The 25,507-nt window shown below is 69.4% G+C and carries 24 protein-coding genes; 8 read left to right on the forward strand and 16 right to left on the reverse strand.

Annotated features, from left to right (window positions below):
• The first annotated feature begins 139 nt into the window (after positions 1 to 139).
• On the forward strand, positions 140 to 385 hold the full coding sequence (locus KVY00_RS07200; protein ID WP_223044999.1) for an FtsB/FtsL family cell division protein: 246 nt from the start codon (positions 140 to 142) through the stop codon (positions 383 to 385).
• 377 nt (positions 386 to 762) lie between these two features.
• Here the strand turns inward: KVY00_RS07200 and KVY00_RS07205 are convergent, their stop codons facing one another.
• From KVY00_RS07205 to KVY00_RS07240, 8 genes are all read right to left on the reverse strand, one after another.
• Entirely contained in the window at positions 763 to 2,313 is a 1,551-nt protein-coding gene (locus KVY00_RS07205) for a carboxyl transferase domain-containing protein (protein WP_223045000.1), read from the reverse strand.
• Entirely contained in the window at positions 2,310 to 3,500 is a 1,191-nt protein-coding gene (locus KVY00_RS07210; RefSeq protein ID WP_223045001.1) for a CaiB/BaiF CoA transferase family protein, read from the reverse strand. Before KVY00_RS07210 ends, KVY00_RS07205 begins: the two co-directional genes overlap by 4 nt.
• A gap of 101 nt (positions 3,501 to 3,601) precedes the next feature.
• Positions 3,602 to 4,813 (reverse strand): amidohydrolase, encoded by a 1,212-nt coding sequence (locus KVY00_RS07215; RefSeq protein ID WP_223045002.1) that lies wholly within the window; start codon positions 4,811 to 4,813, stop codon positions 3,602 to 3,604.
• Positions 4,814 to 4,885: 72 nt separating this feature from the next.
• Positions 4,886 to 6,298, reverse strand: coding sequence for an amidase (locus KVY00_RS07220; RefSeq protein ID WP_223045003.1), 1,413 nt, complete (start codon positions 6,296 to 6,298; stop codon positions 4,886 to 4,888).
• Positions 6,299 to 6,307: 9 nt separating this feature from the next.
• Entirely contained in the window at positions 6,308 to 7,117 is an 810-nt protein-coding gene (locus KVY00_RS07225; protein ID WP_223045004.1) for an ABC transporter ATP-binding protein, read from the reverse strand.
• A 40-nt stretch (positions 7,118 to 7,157) separates the two neighbouring features.
• Positions 7,158 to 8,009 carry an ABC transporter permease gene (locus tag KVY00_RS07230; protein WP_223045005.1) on the reverse strand — a complete coding sequence of 284 codons (852 nt, stop codon included), beginning with the start codon at positions 8,007 to 8,009 and terminating at the stop codon, positions 7,158 to 7,160.
• 1 nt (position 8,010) lies between these two features.
• On the reverse strand, positions 8,011 to 8,802 hold the full coding sequence (locus KVY00_RS07235) for an ABC transporter permease (RefSeq protein WP_223045006.1): 792 nt from the start codon (positions 8,800 to 8,802) through the stop codon (positions 8,011 to 8,013).
• 22 nt (positions 8,803 to 8,824) lie between these two features.
• Entirely contained in the window at positions 8,825 to 9,838 is a 1,014-nt protein-coding gene (locus tag KVY00_RS07240) for an ABC transporter substrate-binding protein (RefSeq protein WP_223045007.1), read from the reverse strand.
• Between the two features lie 168 nt (positions 9,839 to 10,006).
• On the opposite strand from KVY00_RS07240, the gene KVY00_RS07245 reads away from it, so the two are divergent.
• Positions 10,007 to 10,987 carry an AsnC family transcriptional regulator gene (locus tag KVY00_RS07245; RefSeq protein ID WP_223045008.1) on the forward strand — a complete coding sequence of 327 codons (981 nt, stop codon included), beginning with the start codon at positions 10,007 to 10,009 and terminating at the stop codon, positions 10,985 to 10,987.
• Positions 10,988 to 11,100: 113 nt separating this feature from the next.
• On the opposite strand, the gene KVY00_RS07250 is transcribed toward KVY00_RS07245, so the two are convergent.
• From KVY00_RS07250 to KVY00_RS07260, 3 genes are read right to left on the reverse strand one after another with little or no spacing between them, the layout of a single operon-like run.
• The gene (locus KVY00_RS07250) at positions 11,101 to 12,549 is read right to left on the reverse strand and encodes a sodium:solute symporter family protein (RefSeq protein ID WP_223045009.1); all 1,449 of its coding nucleotides are present in this window, start codon (positions 12,547 to 12,549) and stop codon (positions 11,101 to 11,103) included.
• On the reverse strand, positions 12,546 to 12,854 hold the full coding sequence (locus KVY00_RS07255; protein ID WP_223045010.1) for a hypothetical protein: 309 nt from the start codon (positions 12,852 to 12,854) through the stop codon (positions 12,546 to 12,548). Before KVY00_RS07255 ends, KVY00_RS07250 begins: the two co-directional genes overlap by 4 nt.
• Positions 12,855 to 12,905: 51 nt before the next feature.
• Positions 12,906 to 14,327 carry an amidase gene (locus KVY00_RS07260; RefSeq protein ID WP_223045011.1) on the reverse strand — a complete coding sequence of 474 codons (1,422 nt, stop codon included), beginning with the start codon at positions 14,325 to 14,327 and terminating at the stop codon, positions 12,906 to 12,908.
• A gap of 176 nt (positions 14,328 to 14,503) precedes the next feature.
• On the opposite strand from KVY00_RS07260, the gene KVY00_RS07265 reads away from it, so the two are divergent.
• A complete protein-coding gene (locus KVY00_RS07265) occupies positions 14,504 to 15,493 on the forward strand; it encodes an Lrp/AsnC family transcriptional regulator (protein ID WP_223045012.1) in 990 nt (329 codons plus the stop codon).
• A gap of 15 nt (positions 15,494 to 15,508) precedes the next feature.
• Here the strand turns inward: KVY00_RS07265 and KVY00_RS07270 are convergent, their stop codons facing one another.
• The 3 genes from KVY00_RS07270 to KVY00_RS07280 are packed head-to-tail and all read right to left on the reverse strand — an operon-like array spanning position 15,509 to position 18,593.
• Entirely contained in the window at positions 15,509 to 16,282 is a 774-nt protein-coding gene (locus tag KVY00_RS07270) for a sulfite exporter TauE/SafE family protein (RefSeq protein WP_223045013.1), read from the reverse strand.
• Positions 16,283 to 16,335: 53 nt separating this feature from the next.
• Entirely contained in the window at positions 16,336 to 17,874 is a 1,539-nt protein-coding gene (locus tag KVY00_RS07275) for a gamma-glutamyltransferase family protein (RefSeq protein WP_255572819.1), read from the reverse strand.
• A complete protein-coding gene (locus KVY00_RS07280) occupies positions 17,871 to 18,593 on the reverse strand; it encodes a FadR/GntR family transcriptional regulator (protein WP_255572820.1) in 723 nt (240 codons plus the stop codon). The genes KVY00_RS07275 and KVY00_RS07280 overlap by 4 nt, the downstream gene beginning before the upstream one ends.
• A gap of 279 nt (positions 18,594 to 18,872) precedes the next feature.
• Between KVY00_RS07280 and KVY00_RS07285 the strand changes: the two genes are divergently transcribed.
• The 4 genes from KVY00_RS07285 to KVY00_RS07300 all read left to right on the forward strand — a co-directional run bounded on the left by KVY00_RS07285 (position 18,873) and on the right by KVY00_RS07300 (position 22,357).
• Positions 18,873 to 19,754: an ABC transporter substrate-binding protein gene (locus KVY00_RS07285; protein WP_223045015.1), complete on the forward strand. Its 882-nt coding sequence runs from the start codon at positions 18,873 to 18,875 to the stop codon at positions 19,752 to 19,754.
• 61 nt (positions 19,755 to 19,815) lie between these two features.
• Entirely contained in the window at positions 19,816 to 20,625 is an 810-nt protein-coding gene (locus KVY00_RS07290) for an amino acid ABC transporter permease (protein WP_223045016.1), read from the forward strand.
• The gene (locus KVY00_RS07295; RefSeq protein ID WP_305069219.1) at positions 20,622 to 21,425 is read left to right on the forward strand and encodes an amino acid ABC transporter ATP-binding protein; all 804 of its coding nucleotides are present in this window, start codon (positions 20,622 to 20,624) and stop codon (positions 21,423 to 21,425) included. Before KVY00_RS07290 ends, KVY00_RS07295 begins: the two co-directional genes overlap by 4 nt.
• Positions 21,426 to 21,433: 8 nt before the next feature.
• Positions 21,434 to 22,357 (forward strand): arginase family protein, encoded by a 924-nt coding sequence (locus KVY00_RS07300; protein WP_223045017.1) that lies wholly within the window; start codon positions 21,434 to 21,436, stop codon positions 22,355 to 22,357.
• Between the two features lie 83 nt (positions 22,358 to 22,440).
• On the opposite strand, the gene pyrE is transcribed toward KVY00_RS07300, so the two are convergent.
• On the reverse strand, positions 22,441 to 22,995 hold the full coding sequence (gene pyrE, locus KVY00_RS07305; RefSeq protein ID WP_223045018.1) for an orotate phosphoribosyltransferase: 555 nt from the start codon (positions 22,993 to 22,995) through the stop codon (positions 22,441 to 22,443).
• Positions 22,996 to 23,279: 284 nt separating this feature from the next.
• Between pyrE and KVY00_RS07310 the strand changes: the two genes are divergently transcribed.
• Positions 23,280 to 24,116 (forward strand): Sir2 family NAD-dependent protein deacetylase, encoded by an 837-nt coding sequence (locus KVY00_RS07310; protein WP_223045019.1) that lies wholly within the window; start codon positions 23,280 to 23,282, stop codon positions 24,114 to 24,116.
• A gap of 10 nt (positions 24,117 to 24,126) precedes the next feature.
• Here KVY00_RS07310 and lysA read toward each other — a convergent pair whose 3' ends face one another.
• Positions 24,127 to 25,464 (reverse strand): diaminopimelate decarboxylase, encoded by a 1,338-nt coding sequence (lysA, locus tag KVY00_RS07315; RefSeq protein ID WP_223045020.1) that lies wholly within the window; start codon positions 25,462 to 25,464, stop codon positions 24,127 to 24,129.
• Between the last annotated feature and the right edge of the window lie 43 nt (positions 25,465 to 25,507).

Consider the following 25,507-nt stretch of genomic DNA (forward strand, 5'->3'; position numbering starts at 1 on the left):
CGCGACACTTCGCTCACAATCGCGGCTTAGGCCCGGTTCTCAACGAGTTGTCCACAGATTCCGGATCCAGGGCCGGCAAGGGTCTGCCCTCTGTCAGGATCGGCTGTACCCCAGACCGATTCCACGACAAGATGGGAATGTGAGCAGCTTGAACGATCCTCAGATATGGACCATCATCGGTGTCTTCGCCGCCGCGCTCTTCGGCTTGCTCACCTTCATGGGCTACTCGTTCATGCGCGCGCTGGCCGGGCACGTCGCGCAGATCACGAGCAAGATCGAGATCGTCGAAACCAAGCTCGAAGCGCGCTTCGAGCGCCTCGAGGCCCGCGTCGATAACCTCGATCGCGACGTGCAGGCCATCGCGAAGCGGGTCTTCGGGGAGTAACCAGGCGAGCGCTCGGGTCTAGCCCGGTAGGGTGTCGCCGGTCCCGGGCCGGCGGGGCGCCCGGACCGAGCCCGGCGGGGTGCCGCCGACCCCGGACCCGGTGGGGCGCTCGCGCCGAGCCCGGCGGGCAGGCCCGGCCCGCTGTGAGCCCGGTCCGAGCCTGGCATGCCGCGCGGGCGTTCGCCTTCCGGGTGAATCCCAGCGCCGTCGAAGCGAACGCTGGCATGCCGCGGGCGTAGACCTCCCGCACCAATGCAGACCCGCGATACGGTGCGCGAGGTCGACATCGGTGCGGGAGGTCTGCACCGGCGCCCCGGAGCCCCGGCGCGGCGCCCCGCATCGGAGCCCCGGCGCGGCGCACCGGCACCCCGCCCCGCCTACAGCCCGATCCTGCGGTAGCGGTCGTGGCGCGCGATCCGGCGCCGATCGGGGTGCTGCAGGCTGAGCGCGGCGAGCTCCTGGGTGATGGCGTCGCCCATGCGCGCGCAGAACGCCTCGATCTCGGTCGACGCGTCGGGCAGCTCGGGCACGACCCGGTCGACGATACCGTTGGCCAGCAGGTTCGCCGATGCGACGCCCTGCTGCTCGGCGAGCTCGGGCGCGTGCTCCGTGTCGCGGTGCACGATCGCTGAGGCGCCCTCCGGCGGCAGCGGCGAGAGCCACGCGTGCTCGGCGGCGAGGGTGCGGTCGGCGGGCAGGATCGCGAGGGCCCCGCCCCCGGTGCCCTCCCCCAGCAGCACCGACAGCGTCGCGCCGCGGTGCGTCGCGAGGTCGGCGAGGCAGTGCGCGATCTCGCTCGCGAGGCCGCCCTCCTCCGCGGTCTGGGAGAGCGCCGCACCCGGCGTATCGATCACGGTCACCAGCGGCAGCTTGAGCTCTTCCGCCAGGTGCATCGCCCGCCGGGCCGCGCGCAGCCCGCCCGGCCCGAGGGGCGCGTGCGAGCGCTGGATCCGGCGATCCTGCCCCACCACGACGGCCGGGATCCCCCCGAAGCGCGCCAGGCACAGCGACAGCCCGGGATCCCGCTCTCCCTGCCCCGTGCCCGACAGGGGCACGACGTCGGTCGCCGCGTACCGCAGCAACTCCCGCAGCCCGGGCCTGCGGCGGTCCCGCGTGCGCAGCACCGAGGCCCACGTATCGCTCGAGCCCGCAGACTCCTCCCCCGCCCGTCCCGGGTCGGCAGCCCGGGCGATGATTTCGGCGCGGGTGGGCGGATCGAGCAGGCGCAGCACCCGCTGGATCATGTCGCGCAGCTCCTCGGGCGGCAGCACCCCGTCGATGACGCCGTGCTTCGCGAGGTTCTCGGCCGACTGCACCCCCTCGGGGAACTTCTCGCCGTACAGCGCCTCGTACACGCGCGGTCCGAGGAACCCGACCAGCGCGCCCGGCTCCGCCACCGATACCTGCCCGAGCGACCCGAACGACGCGAGCGCGCCGCCGGTCGACGGATGCCGCAGGTAGGTGAGGTACGGCAGACCCTCGGCCTGGTGCGCGGCGACCGCGCCCGCGATCTTCACCATCGCGACGAACGCGACCGTGCCCTCCTGCATGCGCGTGCCGCCCGAGGCGGTCGACGCGAGCACCGGCAGGCGCTCGGCGGTCGCCCGCTCCATCGCCTGCACGAACCGCTCCGCGGCGGCGACGCCGATCGAGCCGGCCAGGAAGCGGAATTCGCACGCGATCAGCACCACGCGCCGGCCGTCGATCAGGGCCTCGCCGGTGATGATCGACTCGTCGACGCCCGACTTCTCGGCCGCGGCCGCCAGCTCCTCGCGGTAGGCCTCCCCCAGGTCGGGCTCTGCGGGATCCCGATCCCACGAGAGATAGCTCCCCGGATCGGCGATCAGATCGATCAGCTCCCGAGCGGTCAGCCGCTTCGGCTTCGCTCCCGAAGCTCCAGGACCGGCCACCGCAGGCGCCCCGCTCATGCCCGCTCCCCGGCGAGCCAGGCGCGGATCAGGTCGCCGTGCTGGTCGAGCAGCGGCGGCGCGGTGTGCTCGCTGCGGGCGCGCTCGGTCTCGCCGGTCTCATCGACGTCGAAGAAGCGGATCGCCGGCCCGGGCAGCGAGATGCTGCCGAGGGCCGCGTGATCCACGTCCACCACGAGGCCCTGCGAGCGCACCTGATCCCACTCGTACACCTCGGTCAGATCCCGCACCTTGCCCGCGGGCACGCCGGCGCCGCGCAGTCGCTCCAGCAGCGCCTCGGCGTCCTGGTCGGCGAACGCGGCCTCCACGAACGCGATCGTCTCGGCGCGATGCGCGACCCGCACGGGGTTCGTCTCGAGGCCGGGCGTCTCGGCGTCGAGCCCGAACTCGGCGCAGAAGGCCTGCCACAGGCGCTCGTTGCCCACGCTGATCTGCACCGCCCCGTCGCGGCACTTGAACAGCCCGTACGGCGCGATCGAGGGGTGGTGGTTGCCCTGCGCGTGCGGCGTCTCACCGGCCACCGTGACCCGTGTGCCCTGGAAGGCGTGCACCCCCACGATCGAGGAGAGCAGCGAGGTGCGCACCACCCGACCCTTGCCCGTCTGCTCACGCTCGTACAGCGCCGCGAGCACGCCCACCACGCCGTGGATGCCGCCCAGCAGGTCGGCGATCGGCGTGCCCACGCGCTGCGGGTCCTCCGGCCCGGAGCCCGTGATCGACATCAGGCCGGCCTCGCCCTGCACGATCTGGTCGTAGCCCGCGCGGCCGCCCTCGGGGCCGTCGTGCCCGAAGCCGGTGATCGACAGCTGCACCAGGCGCGGGTTCAGCTCCGCGAGCGCGGCCGTGCCGAACCCGAGGCGATCCATCACGCCGGTGCGGAAGTTCTCGATCAGCACGTCGGCCCGCGCCAGCAGCTCGGTCAGTACCGCCCGCCCGTCGTCGCTCTTCAGGTCGAGCGCGATCGACTCCTTGTTGCGGTTGCACGACAGGAAGTACGTCGAGTAGTCGCGCTCGTCGGATCCCGCCACGAAGGGCGGGCCCCAGGAACGGGTGTCGTCGCCCGACCCCGGCGCCTCGACCTTGATCACGCGAGCGCCGAGATCCCCCATCATCTGCCCCGCGTGCGGACCCGCGAGCGCACGCGACAGATCCACCACCAACACACCGTCCAACGAACCCTGGCTCATCGTCTCTCCTCCATCATTTCCTTCATCGAAGCTTCGATCCTTCAGGTGCTCTGCCGGGCGGCACCCGCCGGCGCGACCCCGCGCTTCTCCCGGCGCGACCCCTACGCCTTCCCCAGATAGTGTCCCAGCGCCACGACCGCCGCGCGCACCCCGGTGCTGAGCGTCGGCTCGGGATCGGGCAGGAAGAAGGGCGAGTGATTCACCGGGGGCGCTTCGTTCTCAGCCGAGAACCCGCCGAAGAACCAGTACACGCCCGGTACGCCGATGCTGTCGGGGAGGGTGCCGAAGTCCTCCGACCCCATCGCGGGCGGCAGGCTGACCACACGATCCTCGCCGAGCTCCCGCTGCAGTGCTGCCCGCACCTGCTCGGCGTGCTCGTCGTCGTTGTAGAGGCGCGGAAAGCGGTAGATCTCCTCGACGGTCGGCCGCGGGGCGCCCGACGCCTCCGCCTCCGCGTTCACGATGCGCGCGATGGCCGAGAGCACCCGCTCCCGCACCTCCTCGGTGAGCGTGCGGATGTTGAGGGTGAACTCCGCGCGGTCGGGGATGATGTTCTCCTTCAGACCCGCGTGGAAGGTGCCGCAGGTGACGACCGCGGGCGACTGCGGCGGCAGCTCCCGTGAGACGATCGTCTGCAGGCGGGTGACCATGTGGGCGCCGAGCACGATCGGGTCGATCGAGTCCTGCGGCTGGGACCCGTGCGACTGCTTGCCGTGCACGGTGATGCGCAGCGAGTCGGCCATCGCCATCGCAGAGCCGGTCGTCAGCCCGATGCTGCCGGCCGGCACGGAGGGGAACACGTGCTGACCGAGCACGGCCTCGGGCTTCGGCACGCGATCCCACAGGCCGTCGGCGACCATCGCGGCGGCGCCGGCCGCGGTCTCCTCGCCCGGCTGGAAGATCCACAGCACGGTGCCCGCCCAGGCCTCGGGTTGGCGCCGCAGCAGCGCCGCCGCGGCGAGCGCGGTCGCGATGTGGGTGTCATGGCCGCAGCCGTGCATCACGGGCACGGTGCTCCCGTCGGGCAGCGTGCCCGTGGCGGTCGAGCTGTACGCGGCCCCGGTCGCCTCCTGGATCGGGAGCCCGTCGGTATCGGCGCGGAACCCGATCACCGGGCCCTCACCGTTGCGCATGACGCCGACGACGCCGGTGCCGCCGCAGCGGAAGTGCTCGATCCCGAGCGCGTCCAGCCGCTGCTCGATGAACTCCGCCGTGCGGTGCTCCTGCATCGAGAGCTCGGGGTTGCGATGCAGGTGCTCGTAGGTCTCGTGCAACGCGTTCCGCTCGTCGTCTGAGAGGCGCGAATCCAGCATGAGAGGTCCTTTCGCTCGGGATCTGGCAGCTGCTTCATGCTCTCATGGGGCGACGGCCGCGAACGCCGCCGTTCAGAGGCGCGGGTGCATCTGCGCCCACCGCGTGCGCTCCTCGTAGGCGTGCGCGGCGCGCAACAGCAGCGCGTCGGCGCCCTGCGGTGCGACCAGTTGGATGCCGACCGGCAGCCCCGACTTCGAGAACCCGGCCGGCACGGAGAGGGCGGGCACGCTCATCGCCGAGACCACGCAGACCGAGCGCATCCAGTCGAGGTAGTCGCCCATGCGGTGCCCGGCGATCTCGGTCGGCCACCGCTGCTCGCCGGGGAACGGCAGCACCTGCGCCGTCGGCGTGATCCAGAGATCGTAGCGATCGAAGTACTCCCGGGTGCGCTGCTCGAGGCGGGTGCGTGCGCGGGTGAGCTCGTGCAGGTCCGCCGCGGTCTGGCGTGCACCGACCTCCACGTTCTCGATGACCTCGGGCTTCACCCGGTCGGGGTTCGACCGCACCAGCTCGCCCCACCCGAACTCGTAGTCGAAGGCTCGCGTCTGCCTGAAGACCTCGTCGGCCTCGGCGATGTCTGGCGAGGCCTCCTCCACGATCGCGCCGGCGTCGGCGAACACCGCGAGTGCGCGCTCCGCCACCGCGACGACCTCGGGATCCATCGGCATCCCGAGCCCCACGTCGGGCGACCAGCCGATCCGCAGCCCGGCGACACCGCGACGCAGCCCGACCCGGAAGTCGACGTCCGACTCCTGGATCGACGTCGGCACGCTCGGATCCGGGCCCGAGATCGCGTTCATCATCAGCGCGAGATCCGAGACCTCGCGGGCCATCGGGCCCGTGCGACCGAGCCACATCCAGGAGTTGGCGCCCGGGCCCGGCACCCGGCCGAGCGAGGGCCGAAGACCCAGCACGTTGCAGAACGCGGCGGGGATGCGCAGCGATCCGCCCATGTCCGATCCGTCACCCACCGGCTGAATGCCCGCGGCGATCGCGGCCGCGGCGCCGCCGCTCGAACCGCCGGCGCTGCGCGTCGGATCGTAGGGGTTGCCGGTGGTGCCGAACACCTCGTTGAAGGTGTGGGCGCCCGCTGCGAACTCGGGCACGTTGTTCTTGCCCGTCATGATCGCGCCGGCCGCCCGCAGCCGCCCCACGATGAGGCTGTCGCGCTTCGGCACCACGTGCTGCAGCAGCGGGGAACCCCACGTGTTGGGCATGCCCGCGGTGTCGTTGCTGTCCTTGTTGGTCATCGGCACGCCGTGCAGCGGACCGAGCGTCTCGCCCGCGGCCTGCCTCGCATCCGCCCGTTCGGCGTCGGCCCAGGCCATCTCGCGATCCTCGTAGATCACGGCGTTGATCGCGGGATTGAGCGCATCGATCCGGTCCCAGTGCGCCTGCAGCGCCTCACGGGCCGAGAGCTCGCCGGATCGGATGCGCCGCGCGAGATCCCCCGCCGACATCCACCTCAGTTCTTCGTTGGCCATACCCGTCCCCTACGCCGCCGCGCCCGACTGACCGGTCTGCGTGTTGATCGCTCCCGCCCGGATGAGCTCGAAGATCTCCGTGCGCAGCTCGGCGAACTCGTGGAGCGAGCGGGTGGTGATCTGGTCGCGGGGCGCCGGCAGGTCGATGTCGACGATGCGGGTCACGATCGCGGGCCGGTGGCCGAGCACGACGACGCGGTCGGAGAGGTACACGGCCTCGTCGATGTCGTGGGTGACGAGCACGATGGTCATGCCGAACTCGTCGCGGATCTTGATGCAGAGGTCTTCGAGCTCGAAGCGGGTCTGCGCGTCCACAGACGCGAAGGGCTCGTCCATGACGAGCACCTCGGGGCGGTAGGCGAGGGCGCGCGCGATGGCGACGCGCTGCTGCATGCCGCCGGACAGCTGCCACGGGTAGCGGTCGAGGGCGTGCGAGAGGCCCACCGACGTGAGCGCCGCGTTCACGCGCTGGTCGGCCTCGGCCTTCGAGAGCTTGAGGTGCTGCAGGGGCAGGCGCACGTTCTTCTCGACCGTGAGCCACGGCATGAGCGAGCGCGTGTACTCCTGGAACACGAGCGCCATCTCCTCCGGCGGCCCATCGATCTGCTTGCCATCGATCCGCGCCGAACCCGACGTGATCGACTGCAACCCGGTCAGGCACTTCAGCAGGGTCGTCTTCCCGATCCCCGACGGGCCCACGATCGAGACGATCTCGCCCGCGGCCACGTCGAAGGTGAGGTCCGCGATGATCTGCACCTCGTCGCCCTTCACGGCGTACGACTTCGAGAGATGCTCTACGACGAGCTGGGTGTTGGTCATGATGTTCTCCGTAAGTTCTTTCAGAGTGACGGGCCCCGGCTCAGTCGGCCGACGCCGCCTTCTGGGCGCCGAGGTACCAGGCCAGAGCCCGCCGGCGGGTCAGGGTGAAGAGCAGGTTGGCGAGGTAGCCGAGGATGCCGAGCAGCAGGATGCCGGCCCACATGCCCTTCACGTCGAAGCTGCCCTGCGCGAGCAGCGTGAGAGCGCCGATGCCGCGCGCCGCGCCCATCATCTCGCTCGTGATCATCACGATGAACGCGACCTGCAGGCTCACCAGGGCGCCGGCGAAGATCTGGGGCGAGGCGGCCGGGATGTAGATGCTCCGCAGCCGCTCCCAGCGGGTGAGGCGGTAGACGCGGGCGGTCTCGAGCAGCAGCGGCTCCGTGGCGCGCACGCCGTCGATCGTCGAGATGAGCACGGGGAAGAGCGAGGCGAGCGCGATCGCGAAGATGCGCACCTCGTTGCCGAAGCCCATGGTCGCGATGAAGATCGGCAGCAGGGCGACGGCGGGGATCGAGCGCACGAACTGCACGATCGGATCGAGGATCCAGAACAGCGGCTTCACGAGCCCGAGCAGGATGCCGAGGACGATGCCCACGACGCACGCGATGACGTAGGCGATGAGGAAGTTGCCGACGCTCGGCAGCACATCGCTCGCGAACTTGTCGAACAGCCAGAGCCGCTGGAACTCGATCACGATGTCTTTGAGGGGCGGGAAGAAGGGATCGCTCGAGTTCAACGACCCGAACCACCAGAGGGCCAGCAGCAGCACCGGCACGCCGATCTCGAGCGCGAGCAGCAGCGGGCGGCGGTTGATGCGCTTGGCACGCGCGGCGGCAGCGGTGCGCAGCACCGTGGTGCTGGGCGCGCCGGAGTCTTGGGCGGTCGACATGTCAGCCTTCCTTCCGGTAGGAGCTGTGCCAGTGCAGCAGGCGGCGCTCGGTGCGGCCCGCGGCGGTCTGCACGAGCAGGCCGAGCAGACCCAGCACCACGACGTAGGCGAAGATGAGGTCGCTGCGCCCTGAGGTCTGCGCGACGGTGAGGGCGCTGCCGATACCGGGGGCGCCGCCCAGCATGCCGGCGACGACAGTCATGATGAGCGTGACGGGAGCGGCGACGCGCATCGCGGTGCCGATGTAGGGCGAGGCGCCGGGCAGGATCACGCGCCAGAGGATCTCCCCCGGCTTCATGCCGAATGAGCGGGCGGTGTTGCGCATCACCGGATCGACCGCTTCGACGCCGGCGGCGGTCTGCGCCGTGATCGGCAGCATCACGCCGAAGACCACGAGGAACACACCCATCTCGGTCGTGGGGCCGAGCACGAGCATCGCGAGCGGCAGGATGACGATGGCGGGGATCGGGCGCAGGAACTCGAGCACCACGCGCGTCGCGGCGTGGGCGATGTCGGAGGTGCCGACCAGCACGCCGAGGCCGACGCCGGCCACGGCGGCGATCGCCCAGCCGAACAGCGCGATCCCGAGCGTCGTGAGTACCTCTGTCCAGAAGCTGCCCTGACCGAACAGGCTCACGAGCGCCTCCGCCACGACGGGAACGCCCGGCAGCGAACCCTCCGAAGTGACCTGCGTCGAGCCCCACTGCCAGGCGGCGAGGAGGAGGACGATGCCGAGCACTCCGAAGAGGATGGGCGCGGCCGCGCTGCGACCGCCTCTAGCAGTTGATTTCATACTCGTCCTCCTCCTCGCGCGCTCACTTGCCGGGGACGGAGAGGATCTCCGTGACGTCGATCGTCTCCGGGAAGAACTCGATGTCGGTGAGCTTCTGATCGACCTCGGCCAGCTGATCCGGATCGATCGTCTCCGGGAAGTACGACTGCGGCATGTCGGCCGGCGACAGTTTGAGACCGGCGCGATCGATGACGTGCTGCTTCACCTCGTCGAGGTTCTCGTTGGCGGCCGCGTTGCACTTCTGGATCGCGGTCTGGAAGCGCTCGACGGCCTCGGGGTTCTTCTCGACCCACTCGGTGTTGCCGGCCCAGGAGGTCGTGGCGGAGCCCTTCGGGAAGAACTCGACGCTCGGGTTCATGACGCGCTTCAGGCCGGCCTCGTCGGCCTCGATCGAGAAGGGGCTGACGAGGAACGCGGCGTCGAGCTGATCCGACTTCAGCGCGTCGAGCGCGGGCTGGAAGCCGAGCTTCAGCCACTCGATGTCGGCGGTGTCGACGCCGGCCTCGTGCAGCACGGAGGTGATGGTGCCGTCGGGCTGGCCCTTGAGCTCGGGAACGGCGATGCTGGTGTCGCCGCCCATGTCCTCGATGCTCTCGATGCCGCTGCCCTTGCTCACGTACACGCCCACCGAGGTGTATTCGCGCTGCTCCTCGAGCGAGGCGTCGGCGGCGGCGGGGTTGATGCCGTCGGCGGCGGCGATCATGGTGATCGGCACGTTCTGGCGGGCCATCGTGAGCGCCGAGATGGTCGGCACGAAGGCGAGCTCGAGCTTGCCCGCCTGCAGCGCAGCGGTCGCGGCCGGCAGGTCGGGCAGCTCGGTGACCTCGACGTCGAGGCCCTCCTTCTCGAAGGTGCCGTCCTCCACGCACATGTACATGGGCTCAGCTGCGATCGACGCCTGCGACTGGATGCGGATCTTGATCGGCTCGTCGCTGTTCGCGGCACCCTCACCCGAGGGCGCACTCGACGAGCAGGCTGCCAGGGAGACCGCCGCGGCGGCTGCGAGGCCGATGAAGGCCAACTTGCGAATCTTCATTGATAGCAATCTTTCTTTCGAAGTGTGGGAGGGATCCGTCGGAGCGCCGATGCCCGAGTTCTCGAACTCGCAGACGTCTCTGGCTGAATCAGCACTAACCATAAGCTCGAATGCAGGGTGTACTGAACAGTGATTGCCATTTTGGAGATTTCAGCAGAGAATCGTGCCATGATCTCCATTCCCGTGCTCGATGACCTCGACCGCCGCATCGTCGCCGCACTGCAGGTCAACGGACGCGCGGGGTGGCGGCGCATCGCCCACGTGCTCGATGTCGCCGAGCGCACGGTCGCGGCTCGCGGAGCGGAGCTGCTGCGCAGCCGCCAGGTGCGCATGACCGGCCTCACGCTCCTGCCCCGCGGCGGGGTGCTCGACAGCTCGATCATCAACGTGCGCTGCGTGGCCGGCATGAACCGGGTCACGGCGGCGGCGGCCGCGGCGCGCTCCAACTCGGTGTTCACGTACCTCACGACCGGCGAGGCCGACTGCGTGTTCGAGCTCATGAACGAGCGCTCGCGCTCCCTGGCGACGCTCGTGGACGAGATCCCGGGCATGCCCGGGGCGGCGGGGGTCGAGACCGCCACGATCCTCAAGCTCTACAAGGGCACCCACCAGTGGCTTCCCGGGCTGCTGACCGACGAGCAGGTCACCGCGCTGATCGATCACGAGCAGAGCTGGGAACCGACCGGCTCGGTCGAACTCGCGCCGCTCAGCCGCGAGGAGCAGGAGATCGCCCGCGTGCTCGCCGCCGACGGCAGGGCCACCATCGAGGAGCTGGCCCGTGCGACCGCCCTCTCCCCGGCGTCGGCGAGGCGACGCCTGGCGCACCTGCAGGCGAGCGGTCGCCTCTTCGACCGGGCCGTGGTGGAGCCCGCCGCGCTCGGCTTCCCGGTCGAGGCGACGATGCGGATCCGCACGCTGCCCGGCCGCACCGAGTCCGTCGCGATGCAGCTCACCCGGGTGCCCGAGGTGCGCTACCTGGCCTTCACCACGGGCCGGTACCAACTCTTCGTGAACATCGCCTGCACCGGCCATGACACCCTCGCCGATTTCCTCATGCGCTCCGACTGGACGGAGGACGCGGTCGAGGTCGACACATCGATGGTGCTGCACGCGCTCAAGCGCAGCGGTGTGCGCATGGACGAGGACTGATCCCTCGCGCGCCACCGAACCCGAGCGTCTCAGCGAGACTGACTGTTTCAGAGGCCCTGAAACAGTCAGTCTCGCTGAAAGCGCCGGTTTCGATGCGCGGGGCCGGATCCGACTCAACGGGACGCGGCGCTCAGCGCCGCCTCCTCCTCGAAGTCGATCTGCTCGACGTCCTTGCCCCCTCGCGCGCGGCGGATCGCCTCGGCGACGACCAGCACGATGAGGTTCGGGGCGAGCGCGATCAGGCCGGAGTCCCAGCTGCCGATGGGAATGTTCGCGAAGGTGATCACCATGACGGTCGCGGTGCCGGCGATGATGCCCAGACCGATCGGCCACGCCCCCACCCGCACCCGGCGCGTGAGAGCGAGCAGCACACCGGGGGCGAACTGGGTCGTGCCGCCGTAGGTCAGCAGCAGCAGCGCGCCGATATCCGAGCGCACCAGTCCGAACGCGAGCGCGAGGCCGATCGACACCACGATCACGACGTAGTTGATCGCCATGCGGTTCGCCGGCCGCACTCCGCCGATCACGTTCGTGCTCACGAGGGTGGAGATGCCCATGACGATCGCCGCGGCCGGCACCATCGCCGCGGAGGCTCCGCCGACGGCGACGAGGCCGAGCAGCCAGTCCGGCATGATCTCGCCGCTCATCGTGAGCAGCACGGCATTGCCCACCGTGTCACCCGGCAGTCGCAGCGTCGCCGACAGGCCGACCAGGATCGGGATGAACAGCACGAGCTGGTAGATCGGCAGCCACTTCGCGTTGCTCCGCAGCACCTCGCCGCTCTTCGCCGCGAGGTTCGGCGGCCACAGGTGCGGCAGCGTCATGAAGCCCGAGCCGATCACGGTGACGAGCATCGCGGTGATGAAGAACGTCGTGTCGTACCCCTCGGCGTGGAGCGTCAGCAGCGTGGGCGTGCGCTCGGCGACCTCCGCGAAGACCGGGGGAATGCCGCCGAAGCTGATGGCGACGCCCGCGATCACCACGGCGAGGGCGACCACCATGAGGATGTCCTTCAGGATCGCGACGCGGGCGATGCCCCTGATCCCGGACCAGGCGACGAAGATCGCGACGAGCACACTCGCGATCACCATGCTGAGGCCTCGGGCCGACGAGCTGCCGGTCGCGAGCTCGACCACCATGCCGAGGCCGGTGATCTGCAGCTGGAGATACGGGATGAGGGCGAGCGCGCCGATGATCGCGACGACCTTGCCGAGCCAGCGGGCGCGGAAGCGATCCTCGAAGAAGTCGGCCATCGTGAGATAGCCGCGGCGCTGTCCGAGCTCGCGGATCCGCGGGGCCACGAAGTAGAGGATCGACCACGACATCGTGAGGTAGCCGACCGCGAAGACCGCGCTCACGCCGCCGCCGAACGCGATACCGGCGAGCCCCAGGAAGCTGAAGGTGGTGAGGGACTCCCCCGCCTGCAGGAACCACGACGTCCACTTGGGGATGTCGCGCTTGCCGACGGTCCAGTTGCTCATGCTCTTCTGGCGCTGACGGCTGGCGATGCCGAGCGCCCCGATGACGAGCAACCCCAGAACGATGATGACGGTGACGGTCATCGCAGACCCTCTTCCTTCTCGGCGGCGATGCGCTCGGCTCGGAGCGCCTCGATCTGCTCGGTGGCGAGGCGCTCGCGCTCCGACCGGTCGTGCTCGCGCCCGCCGTTACGCAGGTAGAGCGACTCGACGAGCTGCAGGCTGAGCACCGTCAGCACGACGAGCGCCGCGGTCCAGACGAGCACGGCCGGGATCCCGAACCACAGGGTGGGCTCGTTCGCGAACGGGAGGAACGGGGTCGCGAAGAACCCCGCCACCGGGATGGCCGCGATCACGGCCCTTCCCGGCGTCAACAATTTCGGTTTCATGATGCTCCTTTGCACTTCACATCTGGTGTCAGGTTGGGGATAGAGCCGAGGTCAGTCGACGAGCACCGCGGGCGTGCGGAGCCAGTGCGGCTGCAGGCGTTCGATCTGGGCGGCGAGCGCGAGGATCCTGCCCTCGCGACGGGGCGGGGCGATCAGCTGCAGCCCGACGGGGAGCCCCTCGGGCGTGAACCCGCAGGGCACGCTGAGCGCAGTGAAGCCGGTGATCGAGATGCGGGTCGCGGCCCGCATCCACTCGAGATAATCGGACTGGCTCACGCCGTTGATCTCGCGCGGCCAGGAGGTCTCGGCGGGGAACGGGAGCGCGGTGGTGACCGGGGCGGCGAGCACGTCGATGTCGTCGAACAGGCTCATCATGCGCTGGAGCACGCGCTCGCGCTGCGCCATCGCCAGTTGCAGGTCGTCGATCCCGAGGCGCAGGCCCGCCTCGGTGTTCTCGATGAGTTCGACGCCCAGGCGATCCCGGTCGCTCCGCAGCGCAGCGCCGAAGCTCCGCGCGTAGCCGAACGCCCTGAGGGTGCGGAAGGCGGGATCGGCCTCGGCGAGATCCGGCTCGACCTCGGTGACAAGGTGACCCAGTTCACGCAGCGCGGGGAGCCCGGAGCCGTCGAGCACCTCAGAGATCCCGTGCTCGATCTCGAGGCCTCCGAGCGTGCGACTCCACCCCACCCTCAGCGGACCCTCGAGCTGCGGCACCTCTGCGGGGACGGCCTCGGGGATCGACAGCGGCGAGCGGGGATCCTCTCCCGAGAGCACCGAGAGCAGCAGAGCGGTATCGGCGACGGTGCGCGCCATGGGTCCGCCCGTCGCAAGGGTGTCCCAGCTATCCGAGACGGGACGATCGGGCACGCGCCCGATCGTCGGACGGATGCCGACCACGTTGCAGAACGCGGCGGGGTTGCGCAGCGATCCGCCCATGTCGGAGCCGTCGGCCACCGAGGTGAGCCCCGCGGCGAGCGCCGATGCGGCCCCGCCGCTCGAACCGCCGGCGCTGCGGTCGGTCGCGTACGGGTTGGTGGTGGTGCCGAACACACGATTGTAGGTGTGGGATCCGGTGCCCTGCTCGGGGGTATTGGTCTTCCCGTAGATCACGGCGCCCGCGGCGCGCATGCGCTGCACGATGAGCGCGTCCTGCTCGGGAACGTGGTCCGCGTACAGCAGGGATCCGTAGGTCGTGCGCAGACCCGCGGTGTCCTCGAGGTCCTTGACGGCCACGGGCAGCCCCTCGAGCGGCCGCGGCGCGAGCCCCTGTTCCCGGCGCGCATCCGAAGCGCGAGCCGCGCGCTCGGCCGCCTCGAAGTCGACCGTCACCACGGCGTTGATCCGCGGGTTGATCCGGTCGAAGGCGGCGCGGGTCTCCTGCAGCAGTTCGACGGAGCTCAGCTCGCCGCGCCGCATCGCCCCCAGCTGCTCGGTCGCGCTCCACCGGCAGGGGCCGCTGTCCGAAACGGTCACTCTCTCCTCCTCGAGACGCAGAGAACGGGCAGACTGCGCGGCCCCCTTGTCATTTTCTCTCTAGATAATGACCCCATGTGGCCATTCTGTCAACACAGGGCCGACCAGCTGTCGAAAAAGCTACACTGAGGGGCAAGCTGCGACCGAAACAGTGAGAGCGAGCGCGCATGACCCTCATGACCGAAACGCTGGACCAGGCCGACCGGAGCATCTGCGCGGCACTGCTGCGCAACGGCCGCGCACCCTGGCGGCTCATCGCTCAGGCGACGGGGTTGCAGGAGCGCACCGTCTCCCGACGGGCGACCCGGTTGTTCGAGCAGGGTCTCGTGCGGGTCACCGCCTTCGCGCACCCGCTGCTCGCGGGCCGCGGCGACGCGTTCCTCGCCCGGTTCAGCTGCCGCCCCGAGCAGATGCCGCACGTCGCCCGATGGCTGGCGCACCGGCCCGAGACCCTGTGGGTCTCCACGCTCATGTCGCAGAGCGCTGTGCTGGCCGAGTGCTTCATCCGCCCCGAGGAACAGGCGGCCTTCATCGAGCGCGAGCTGCCGTTCCGGGACGTGACCGACTACTCCTTCGCGCCGCTGCACCACTACCGGCGCACGGTGCGCGGCTGGCAGCCCGACATCCTCGACCGGGGGCAGCTCGCCGTGCTCGGCGAGGACGAGACCTCGGCGCTGAACGCTTCGGAGGGGCCCCTCGACGAGTTCGATCAGGTCGACCGCGAGATCCTCGACCTCCTCATCCGCGACGGCCGCATGAGCATCGACGCCATATCCTCCGAGCTCGGCCTCGCGAAGGCGACGGTGCGCCGCCGCATCCAGCTCATGCAGCACTCGGACCGCGTGAGCATCAGAGCGGTGCTCGAACCGGCCCTGCTCGGGTTCCCGCACGAGATCTTCCTCACCGCGCGCGCGCCGCTCTCACGACTCGACGAGCTCGCCGAGCTGATCGCGGCCGACTCCCGCGCCCGATGGGTGGCCGAGACCACGGCCGACGGGTCGGTGCGGGCGATGCTCGCCTGCCGGAACAGCGGCGAGGTGCCGTCCGCCGTCTCCGACCTCGCGGCCAGGTTCGCCGACGACCGGCTCACCGTCGAGACCGAGCGGTTGCTCACCATGTACAAGCGCAGCGACGTCGTGCTGCCGCCGGCGATCCGGAGTTCTTGAACCTCGCGCCGTCGGCTACTTCTTGCGCAGCGCCTTGAAGAGCATCTGGCCCAGGATGAAGGCGAGCAGGATCGAGAACGCGACGTTCGACCAGAAGGGCGGGATATGCGTCGCGATCACCGAGCCGAGGGGGGAGAGCACGCTCGCGGCGATGCCCAGCACTGCGGCGGATCTGAGGTCGACGTTGCGGCGGCGCACATTGCCGAGTGTGCCCGAGATCGATCCCGGGATGAGCATGATCAGCGACGTGCCCTTCGCGATGAGGTCGCTCGACCCGAAGAAGAACATCAGCACCGGCACGACGATCACACCGCCGCCCACGCCCAGCAACCCCGAGAGCACACCGGTGATCAGACCGGTCAGCACCAGCAGCGATCCGGTGAGCAGCGTGATGTCGATCTCGGCGTCTCGCTGCGGGATCACGAACCACAGACTGATCACGACTCCGAGCAGGAAGGCCATGAACATCCAGCGCAGGAAGCCGGTGGGAACCCTCGAGAGCAGGTAGCTGCCGATCTGCGCGCCGATCACCACGCCGACGGCGAGCAGCACGGCCGCGATCCAGTCGACATTGCCCTGGAGCGAGTATCCGATACCGCCGACGACGGCGGCGGGGAGGATCGCGGCGACCGACGTTCCGGCGGCGAGACGCTGCTCGAAGCCGAGGAACATCACGAGCATCGGCACGAGCACCACACCGCCTCCGATGCCGAAGAGGCCTGAGAGCAGGCCCGTGGCGGCGCCGAGCAGCGCGAGGACGATGATGCTGGGACGGATGGATTGAGTCATGGAGATCGTTTCTAGGAGAGGGCGGTTCGGCTGAGCGGAGGCGGCGGCGCCGTTCAACCCGCGCCGTCAACCACGATCGCCGAGCCGTCCGACCTCGGGTCGCTCGCCGCTTCGTACCCCTCCGAGGTGACGCGGATCAGGTTCGAATGCCCCAGATCCTCCGTGTACGCGGGAACCGTCTTGAGCTCGAACCGGGCGGCGATGGCCTCGCGAGCGGCGTCGGGGACGTCGTCCTCGATGAGCACCCGCACTACGCCGTCGGCGCCGGGCTCCTCCACGATCCAGCGCGGCGCATGGGTGGCCTCGTGCGGCGTGGCACCCGCGAGAGAGCGCAGCAGCAGCTGGGTGTGGATCTGCGGCTGCGCCGATCCGCCCATCGTCGCGGGCACCCACGCGAGCTCGTCGCCGCGCAGGATCAGCACGGGCATCAGCGTGTGCCGCGGGCGCTTACCGGGGGCGAACGCGTTCGGCGAGGCCGGGTCGAGCGAGAACGACGTGCCGCGGTTCTGGAACAGGATGCCGGTCTCGGGTTCGAGCACCGCCGCCCCGAATCCGAAGTACACCGAGTTGATGAGCGACACCGCCCAGCCGTCGGCGCTGACGGCGCTCAGCCCGACTGTGTCGCCGCTCGGCTTCGCCTCGCGCGGCGGCGGGTGCTCGGGCCGACGCATCGCGATGAGCTCGGCTCCGGTCGGGCCGCCGGCGGCGGGATCGGCGAGGTACGTCGCGCGCACCGCGTTGCCGTCGCGGAACGCCGTCGCGAGGGCGCCGGCACCCTCGCCCAGCGGGTCGTCGATCCCGCGCGCGATGTCCTGCAGCGCGCGCAGCAGGATGAACCCGGAGGTGTTCGGCGGACCCGTGATGACGCGGTGACCGTCGAAGCCGCCCTCGAGCGGTTCGTCCCAGAAGGCGGTGTACCCGGCCGCGTCCTCGAGCGAGATCTTCGAGCCGAGCGCCTGCAGCCCCGCCACCCAGCGCTGCGCGAGCTCGCCCTCGTAGAACTCGTCGGCTCCGCGCTCCGCCAGGCGACGCAGCGAGTCTGCGAGCGCCGGTTGCACGAGGGGCTGCCCCTGCACGAGCGGGAGGCCGTCGGGGATGAACACGCTGCGGCACCCCGGATCGAGGTCGAGCACCTCGCGCTCCGAGACGATGGCCGCTGCCACCGACCGGGCCGTCGGCACCCCCTCGTCGGCGTAGCGGATCGCGGCCTCCAAGTGCTGGGCCCAGCTGCGGGTGGCGCCGAACTCGTGCAGCGCCGCCCAACCGCGCACGCCCCCGGGCACGGTCACGGTGTCGATCCCCCGCAGCGGAAGCATCTCTCCGTAGGCCTCGCGAAGCGCGTCGAGCGACTGCGCCGCCGGCGCGGTGCCCGTCGCGTTCAGGAAGCGGATCTCGCCCTCCGGGCTGCGCACGAGCGCGACGAGGTCGCCGCCGAGCGCCACGTTGTTCGGATACACGACGCACAGCGCCGCCGCTGCGGCGAGCGCCGCGTCGATCGCGTTGCCGCCGGCCTCGAGCTCCGCCGCTCCCGCCTCGGTGGCGAGATGATGCGAGGTCGAGATCGCTCCGCGCGGATGATTCATGGGCTTCATCGCCGTCCTTCCCCTTGGTCCCCGGTGTCCTTGGCCTGCGCGCTCGTCACTGCGAGCGCGATCTGCTTGCTGATGTCGAGCACGTGCGCCCTGGCCTCCGCCTCGGCCCGCTCTCCGTCGTGGGCGGCGATCGCCTCGTAGATGCGGCGGTGGGCGGCACTCGATGCCGCGCGTCGCTCGCGCGTCTGGTACCGACTCGCGCGGCTCGGCGAGATCTGCTGCGCGATCTGCTCGTTGATGAGCGCGAGAAGCGGGTTGTGGGCGTACTGCGCGATGGCCTGGTGAAAGGCTCGGTCGAGCTCCGCGTAGCGCTCCTTCGTCACGTCCTTCTCCATCGCCTCGACGAGCTCACGCAACTGGGTGATATCCCGCGGCGTGGCGCGAGCCGCCGTGATGCGCGCGATGGGCGGCTCGATGATCGAACGGAGCTCCATGATGTGGTGCAGCTCGGGGCGCAACGACTCCACGATCGCCAGGGCGTCCTCGGGCACGTTCGCGCGCTCACCGGGAGCCAGCACGATGGTGCCCCTCCCCGGTCTGCGGTCGACCAGACCGCGGTTCTCGAGTTCACGGAGGGCATCGCGCACCGATGGCCGCGATACTCCGAAGTACTCGGCGAGCTCGCGCTCCGGCGGCACCTTCTCGCCGGGCGCCAGCCTGCCTTCGAGGATCAGCCGCTCGAGGTCGACCGAGAGCCGGTCGGGCACTGAGAGGGTCATGGCTCGCCCTACTGCCGCCCAGTCCATATCGACCCCTTTCCGTTGGATCGTCCATCAGATCCTCATTCTGCCCACACTGGTCCAGTGCAGCCGCCGCCGAACTGTGTCACACGCGAAAAGCCTATGTCTCGGTTCTGTTACGCGGTTGACGAGGATGAGGGACCAGAGTATCGTCCATCACAGCTTAGACAGTTGGTCAGACCATCTGCCAGCTGTTGTCAGCATACTCCTTCATCGAAGAAGGACAACCCGCGATCACTATCGATTGGAGAAACCGCCGTGGCTTCCTCCCGCAACAACACCAGAGCTCTCACCGGGGCATTCACCGCGCTCATCGCAGCCTCGGCCCTGGCACTCGCCGGATGCAGCCAGGCTGCGCCGGAGCCCTCGAGTGAGGGGAAGGCCGAAGGGTCGGCATCCGTCGCGCCGCCCACCATCATCAAGGAGGGCAAGCTCACCGTCTGCACCGGTGACACCCCGCCCAACATCTTCTACGACGAGAACAACGAGCTGCAGGGCGTCGAGATCGATATCGCGAAGGCCCTCGCCGACCAGCTCGGGCTCGCACCAGCCTTCGAGGAGTATGCATTCTCCGGCCTGATCCCGGCGCTGCAGGCGAAGCAGTGCGACGTGATCATGGGCTCGCTCTACATCAAGCCCGAGCGCGAGGAGATCGCGAACTTCGTGCCCTACCTCTACTCGGGCACCGGGGTCGGCGTGAACGAGAAGAGCCCGAAGAAGATCACCGGGTTCGACGACAGCCTCTGCGGCGCGAACGTCGTCGCCATCACCGGTGCGACCGGCGGCAACGGCGCGGAGGAGCTCTCGAAGAAGTGCGAGGCGGACGGCAAGCCCGCACTCGAGATCACCCTGGTGGATGAGGGCACCAGCGCCGTGCAGCAGGTCATCGCCGGTCAGGTCGACGCATTCATCGACACCTCGGAGATCATGAGCTTCTACGAAGAGCAGTCGGGGGGCACCTTCCGCATGGTCGGTGAGCCCACGGGCAAGATCCGCATCGGCGCGGCCACCCTGAAGGACAACGCAGAGCTCAACACCGCGCTCGACGAGGCGTTCAAGACGCTCGTCGACGACGGCAGCTATCTGGCCATCCTCGAGGAGTGGGGCGTCGAGAGCAACGACATCACCAAGCCTGAGTAGCCCTTCTGCGTGGTGAGGGGCCTCCCCTCACCACGCACCGACACCTCAAGGACGCATCACTATGACATTCGACTGGGACTACTTCTGGCAGAGCCTGCTCACCCCGAGCTCGAGTTTCCTGAACGGCCTGGCCCTCACGATCGCCATCTCGGTGGTGGCGATGGCGCTGGCGCTGATCCTCGGCCTCATCATCGCTCTCATGGGCCGCAGCCGATTCTTCATCCTGCGCATCATCGCGAGCCTCTATATCTGGATCATCCGCGGAACGCCGCTCCTGGTGCAGCTCGTCATCCTCTATACCGGCTTCGCCGCGGCGAACATCTTCCGCTTCGAGGATGTCACCATCGGTTTCCTCATCAAGGGCGCGGTACAGGCGGCGATCATCGGTCTCATGCTCAACGAGAGCGCCTACATCTCCGAGATCGTGCGCGGCGGGCTCGAATCCATTGAGAAGGGGCAGACCGAGGCGGCCCTCTCGCTCGGCATGACGCCGCTCAGCTCCATGCGGTGGATCATCGTGCCGCAGGCCATCCGCGTCATGGTGCCCCCGCTGGGCAACTCGTTCAACGGCCTCATGAAGAGCACGTCGATCCTGTCCATCATCGGTGTCGCCGAGATGTTCCAGATCGGCAGCACGATGGCCTCCTCGACCTTCAAGGCGTTCGAGATCTTCATCGTCGTGGCGCTGTACTACCTGCTGCTCACGACCATCTGGACCGTGATCCAGACCCTCATCGAGAACTGGCTCAACGCGAAGGCCGGTCTCCCGAAGGCCGAGTCCGTCTGGAAGCGCCTCTTCGGCATGCGCAGCAAACGCGACCGGGTCGCCCCGAAGAACCCGCTCGCCGATCTCGAAGGAGCCGCAGCATGAGCGCTACGGATTACACCGCTCCCGTCTCGATCGCGGACGGCCCCATCGTCCGCACCGTCGACATCAACAAGTGGTTCGGCGATCGGCATATCCTCACGGATGTGTCGCTGGAGATCGAGCGTGGCGAGGTCGTCGTACTCGTCGGCCCGTCCGGTGCCGGCAAGACGACCTTCCTGCGCGCGCTCAACCGGCTCGAGCCGATCGACAGCGGCGAGATCTACGTCAACGGCCAGCGGATCGGCGAGAGGGTTCGCAGCGACGGCAAGACGACCGAGATCTCCGCGAAAGCACTCGCGAAGCAGCGCTCGGATATCGGCTTCGTCTTCCAGCACTTCAACCTCTTCCCGCACATGACCGTGCTCGAGAACATCTGGCACTCGCCGGTGCGGGTGAAGGGTGAGAAGAAAGCCGACGCGGTGGCGTACGCGAGAGAGCTCCTCGCCAGGGTGGGGCTCTCCGACAAGGCGGATGTGCGCCCGAGGTCGCTCTCCGGCGGTCAGCAGCAGCGCGTCGCGATCGCCCGGGCGCTCGCGATGCGTCCCGCCCTCATGCTCTTCGACGAGCCGACGAGCGCGCTCGATCCCGAGATGGTGGGCGAGGTGCTGCAGGTGATGAAGGATCTTGCCGCGGCGGGGATGACCATGATCGTCGTGAGCCACGAGATGGGATTCACCAGGGAGGTCGCGGATCGCGTCGTCGTCATGGACGCCGGCGCCATCATCGAGCAGGGAGATCCCGAGCTCGTCTTCACGAACCCGTCGCACGAGCGCACCCGGCAGTTCCTGTCGAAGGTGCTGTGAGCCGCGCCATGAGTACCATGCACCGTCGTCCATCCGGGACGCTCTTCGGCGTGCGCCCCGCCGCTACAGCGGCAGGGGCGAAGGCCGCCGTGCTCGGAGTGCCTTTCGACATGGGCTCGCACCCCTCGCGCATCGGCGGGAGGGGAGGCCCGGCTCATATCCGTGCCGCCTCCCTGCTGGTCGCGGAGAGCGCCGAGGATCTCGGGATCAACCCCATCGAGTTCCTCGGACTCGTCGACCTCGGCGACGTCGATGTGGTTCCCGGTCAGGTCGAGCAGGCCTTCGAGCGTATCGCCGCCGAGGTGGGGGCGATGCTCGACGAGGGGGCGATCCCGGTCACCCTCGGCGGAGACGGAGCCGTCACGCTCCCACAGCTCCGCGAGGCGCACCGCCGTCACCCCGAGCTCGTATTGATCCACCTCGACGCGCACACCGATGCCTACGACCTTTTCGAGCCCCAGGAGTTCAACAACGCCAACTCCTTCGTCCACGCAGCCCGCGAGGGCATCATCGATGTGGGGAGATCGTTCCATGTCGGCATCAGGGATACGGAGCTGGCCGGAGAACCCGGCGTCATCGGCTTCGCGGAGCAGCTGGGGTATCGGGTGCTCCCGATGCGGGCGCTTCGCGAACAGGGTGTCGCCGCGCTTCTCTCGGACATTCGTGAGGCGGTCGGATCACGCCCCGTCTACCTCTGCTGGGACATGGACGTCTTCGACCCCTCCGTGGCTCCGGGGGTCGTCACCCCCGCCTGGGGCGGAGTCACGATCACGGAGGGCCTCGAGCTGCTCCGCGGTCTGGCCGCGCTCGATGTCGTCGTATTCGACGTCAACACGGTCTCGCCCACGCACGATCTCAGGGACCAGACCGGCAGCCTGGCCGCACACGTCGTGCTCGAGTTCCTGAAGGCGGCGACGGCTCGAGCTCTGTGACCTGAGTTCCCCCGAAAGGCGGAAAGCGCATGCGGTCCGTGCGGATCACATGCGCTTTCCGCCCTTCGGAGCGAGGACGGCGGCTACTGCGGCTGCAGCCCCAGGTCGTCGAGGCCGATGGCGTAGCGGTACTCGTAGCCCGCCTCTTCGATGCGGGCCTTCGCCGGGGCCTGGCGATCCACCACCACGGCCACCGCCGCGATCTCGGCACCCACCTTCTTCAGCGCCTCGATGGCCTTCAGCGGCGACCCGCCGGTGGTCGAGGTGTCCTCGACCACGACGACGCGCTTGCCCTCGAGGTCGGGGCCCTCGACCTGACGCCCGCGGCCGTGGTCCTTCGGCTCCTTGCGCACCACGAACGAGTCGTACACCTTGCCGCGCGCGACGCCCTGGTGCATGATCGCTGAGGCGATGGGGTCGGCCCCCATGGTGAGGCCGCCGACCGCGACCACACCGTCGATGTCGTCGATGAGATCGAGCATCACCTGTCCGATGAGCGGAGCCGCACGGTGGTCGAGGCTCAGCTTGCGCAGATCGATGTAGTAGGTGGCCTTCTTGCCGCTCGTGAGCGTGAAGTCGCCGTGGAACACGGCCTCGCTCGTGATGAGGTCGATGAGCTGTTCGCGCGCAGTCGTCATGGGATCGATTCTATCCGCCGCCACCCCAGCCAGACGGCCCAGCCCATTCCCTACCCGCCAGCCCATCCGCCGCCAACCCGTCGCCAACCCACCCGCCGCCACCCCAGCAGACACCAACCCATCCGTCGCCAACCCACCCGCCGCCAGGGAGGCGATCGCGTTTCAGGCGGGCGAATCTGCCGGGAAAGGACCGCATGGGAGACGATCGCCTCCCTGGCGGATTCCGGATGACGGATGGCCGCTGCCGCACGGCCGGATGCCGGCGCTGAGGTACCGTGGTGGCCATGGGGACCAAGGGGCCGCAGGATCCGATCGACGCGCTCGCCGCGCTCTTCGAGCATGGCCCAGCCGCCGTGCTGACGGGGGCGGGGGTCAGCACCGACTCCGGCATCCCCGACTACCGCGGCGCCGGCATGCCGCCGCGCACGCCGATGAGCATCTCGCAGTTCATGCACGACGAGGCCTACCGCCGCAGATTCTGGGCCGGTGCGCGCGTCGGGTTCCTGCGCTCGGCGAGCGTCGCGCCGAACGCCGGGCACCTCGCGCTCGCACGGCTCGAGGCCGCGGGACGCATCGACGGCGTCATCACCCAGAACGTCGACAACCTGCATCGGAGGGCGGGATCGCGCACCGTCGTCGAGTTGCACGGCAACGGCAGCGTGATCCGCTGCGTGGACTGCGGCAACCGGTGGAGCCGCGCCGAGGTGCTCGGCTGGTTCGACGATCTCAACCCCGGCTTCGCGGAGGAGCACGCGGGGGCCGAGATCGCTCCCGACGGCGACGCCAGGGTCTCGGACACGGATCGCGTGGAGGTGCCGAGCTGCGCCGTGTGCGGCGGGATCCTGCGCCCCGACGTGGTCTACTTCGGCGAGACCGTGCCGCCCGAGGTCTTCGCCGTGGCGGAGACTCTCGTGCGCGACGCGAGCGCCCTGCTGCTCGTCGGCACCTCTCTCGCGGTGAACACCGGCGTGCGGCTCGTGCACCGGGCGGAGCGGCGCGGGATCCCGGTCGCGGTGATCAACCGGGGCCCGACATCGGCGGATCGCCGCGAATCGACGCGGGTGCGAATCGAGGGCGGCACGAGCGAGACGCTCGCCGCCCTCACCGCCGCACTCGGCTGAAGTCGCGCGGCTACTGCCCGCTCTCGAGCAGCGGCGCGTGCAGCCGGAGTAGATCTTCGTAGGTCTCCCGCCGCGTGACGAGCCGCGCCTCACCGTCGCGCACGAACACGATGGCGGGCTTGAGTGCCCCGTTGTAGTTGTTCGCGAGCGTGTAATTGTAGGCGCCGGTGCCGGGCATCACCACGAGATCGCCGGGCTTCGCCGGCGGCATGGGAGCCCCATCGATGAACAGGTCGCCCGACTCGCACTGGCGGCCCACGAGTTGCACCGTCTCGGTCCAGGGCTCGTCGATGCGATCGGCCAGCAGTGCCTCGTAACGCTGATCCGTGAGTGCGATGTCCAGGTTGTCGGCGAGGCCGCCGTCAACGGCGACGAACACGTCACCCGTGCGCTTCACCGTCACCACGCGGTAGAGCGTGACACCGGCGCGGGCCACGATCGAGCGCCCGGGTTCGATCATGATGCGGGCTCCGGCCGGCAGGTGCTCGCGCGCCGCGGCGACGATCGCGTCGAGGTACTCGTCCACGGTCGGAGGCGTCTCGTCGTAGGTGTACTTGACACCGAGGCCGCCGCCGACGTCGTAGGTGCCGAATTCCCCGACCGTCGAGATCTTGGCCACCGCCTCGGCGAACTGATGCGTGTTGAGGATCTGGGATCCGATGTGCAGGTGCACGCCCTCGAAATCCATGAGCGGGTGCGCCCGCATGCGCTCGATCGCGCGCACCGCCTGCTCGACCGGCAGCCCGAACTTCGACTTCGCACCGCCGGTCGCCTGCGAGGCGTGCGTCTCCGCATCGACACCGGGGATCACGCGCAGCAGCAGCTTCTGAGGCCGCTCGAGCAGACGTTCGAGGCGGTCGATCTCATCCTCGTTGTCGACGATGATCGCGCCGACGCCGGCATCGAGCGCCATCCGCAGCTCGGCGTCGGTCTTGGCGTTGCCGTGGAAATGCAGCTTCTCGGGGCGCACCCCGGCGGCGAGCGCCAGCTGCAGCTCTCCTCCGCCCGCCACGTCGACCGACAGACCCTCCTCATGCGCGATGCGGTACATGCCGGGCACCGGCAGCGACTTCGATGCGAACAGCACCTCCGATCCCGGCCAGCGATCCCGCATTCCGTCGACGAACCGGCGGATCTGCCTGCGCAGGCCGGCCTCGTCCATGATGTGCAGCGGGGTGCCGTACCGCTCGGCGAGTTCGGTGACGCCCACTCCGCCGATGGCCAATTCGCCGCCGGCCGGTCCGTCGATGCGAGTCGAATCCTCGGGCAGAATGCTCCACAGTTCGCCGAGTCGGGTTCCCTCGGGAGCGGGGCGGGTTGCGTCTGCGGGCGTGGGATCGTGGGTCACGGGCGTCCTCTTTCTGCGGGTGTGCAACCACCCTATGAGGCTT

The sequence above is a fragment of the Leucobacter tenebrionis genome, assembly GCF_019884725.1.
Classification (GTDB): Bacteria; Actinomycetota; Actinomycetes; order Actinomycetales; family Microbacteriaceae; genus Leucobacter; species Leucobacter tenebrionis.

Coding starts and splice junctions, on each gene's coding strand:
- KVY00_RS07230 (WP_223045005.1), bottom strand. CDS start 8,009: ATGTCGACCGCCCAAGACTCCGGCGCGCCCAGCACCACGGTGCTGCGC.
- KVY00_RS07270 (WP_223045013.1), bottom strand. CDS start 16,282: ATGACTCAATCCATCCGTCCCAGCATCATCGTCCTCGCGCTGCTCGGC.
- KVY00_RS07240 (WP_223045007.1), bottom strand. CDS start 9,838: ATGAAGATTCGCAAGTTGGCCTTCATCGGCCTCGCAGCCGCCGCGGCG.
- KVY00_RS07295 (WP_305069219.1), top strand. CDS start 20,622: ATGAGCGCTACGGATTACACCGCTCCCGTCTCGATCGCGGACGGCCCC.
- KVY00_RS07220 (WP_223045003.1), bottom strand. CDS start 6,298: ATGGCCAACGAAGAACTGAGGTGGATGTCGGCGGGGGATCTCGCGCGG.
- KVY00_RS07275 (WP_255572819.1), bottom strand. CDS start 17,874: ATGAAGCCCATGAATCATCCGCGCGGAGCGATCTCGACCTCGCATCAT.
- KVY00_RS07225 (WP_223045004.1), bottom strand. CDS start 7,117: ATGACCAACACCCAGCTCGTCGTAGAGCATCTCTCGAAGTCGTACGCC.
- KVY00_RS07205 (WP_223045000.1), bottom strand. CDS start 2,313: ATGAGCGGGGCGCCTGCGGTGGCCGGTCCTGGAGCTTCGGGAGCGAAG.
- KVY00_RS07210 (WP_223045001.1), bottom strand. CDS start 3,500: ATGAGCCAGGGTTCGTTGGACGGTGTGTTGGTGGTGGATCTGTCGCGT.
- KVY00_RS07290 (WP_223045016.1), top strand. CDS start 19,816: ATGACATTCGACTGGGACTACTTCTGGCAGAGCCTGCTCACCCCGAGC.
- KVY00_RS07300 (WP_223045017.1), top strand. CDS start 21,434: ATGAGTACCATGCACCGTCGTCCATCCGGGACGCTCTTCGGCGTGCGC.
- KVY00_RS07255 (WP_223045010.1), bottom strand. CDS start 12,854: ATGAAACCGAAATTGTTGACGCCGGGAAGGGCCGTGATCGCGGCCATC.
- KVY00_RS07235 (WP_223045006.1), bottom strand. CDS start 8,802: ATGAAATCAACTGCTAGAGGCGGTCGCAGCGCGGCCGCGCCCATCCTC.
- KVY00_RS07245 (WP_223045008.1), top strand. CDS start 10,007: ATGATCTCCATTCCCGTGCTCGATGACCTCGACCGCCGCATCGTCGCC.
- KVY00_RS07310 (WP_223045019.1), top strand. CDS start 23,280: ATGGGGACCAAGGGGCCGCAGGATCCGATCGACGCGCTCGCCGCGCTC.
- pyrE (WP_223045018.1), bottom strand. CDS start 22,995: ATGACGACTGCGCGCGAACAGCTCATCGACCTCATCACGAGCGAGGCC.
- KVY00_RS07215 (WP_223045002.1), bottom strand. CDS start 4,813: ATGCTGGATTCGCGCCTCTCAGACGACGAGCGGAACGCGTTGCACGAG.
- KVY00_RS07265 (WP_223045012.1), top strand. CDS start 14,504: ATGACCGAAACGCTGGACCAGGCCGACCGGAGCATCTGCGCGGCACTG.
- KVY00_RS07250 (WP_223045009.1), bottom strand. CDS start 12,549: ATGACCGTCACCGTCATCATCGTTCTGGGGTTGCTCGTCATCGGGGCG.
- KVY00_RS07280 (WP_255572820.1), bottom strand. CDS start 18,593: ATGACCCTCTCAGTGCCCGACCGGCTCTCGGTCGACCTCGAGCGGCTG.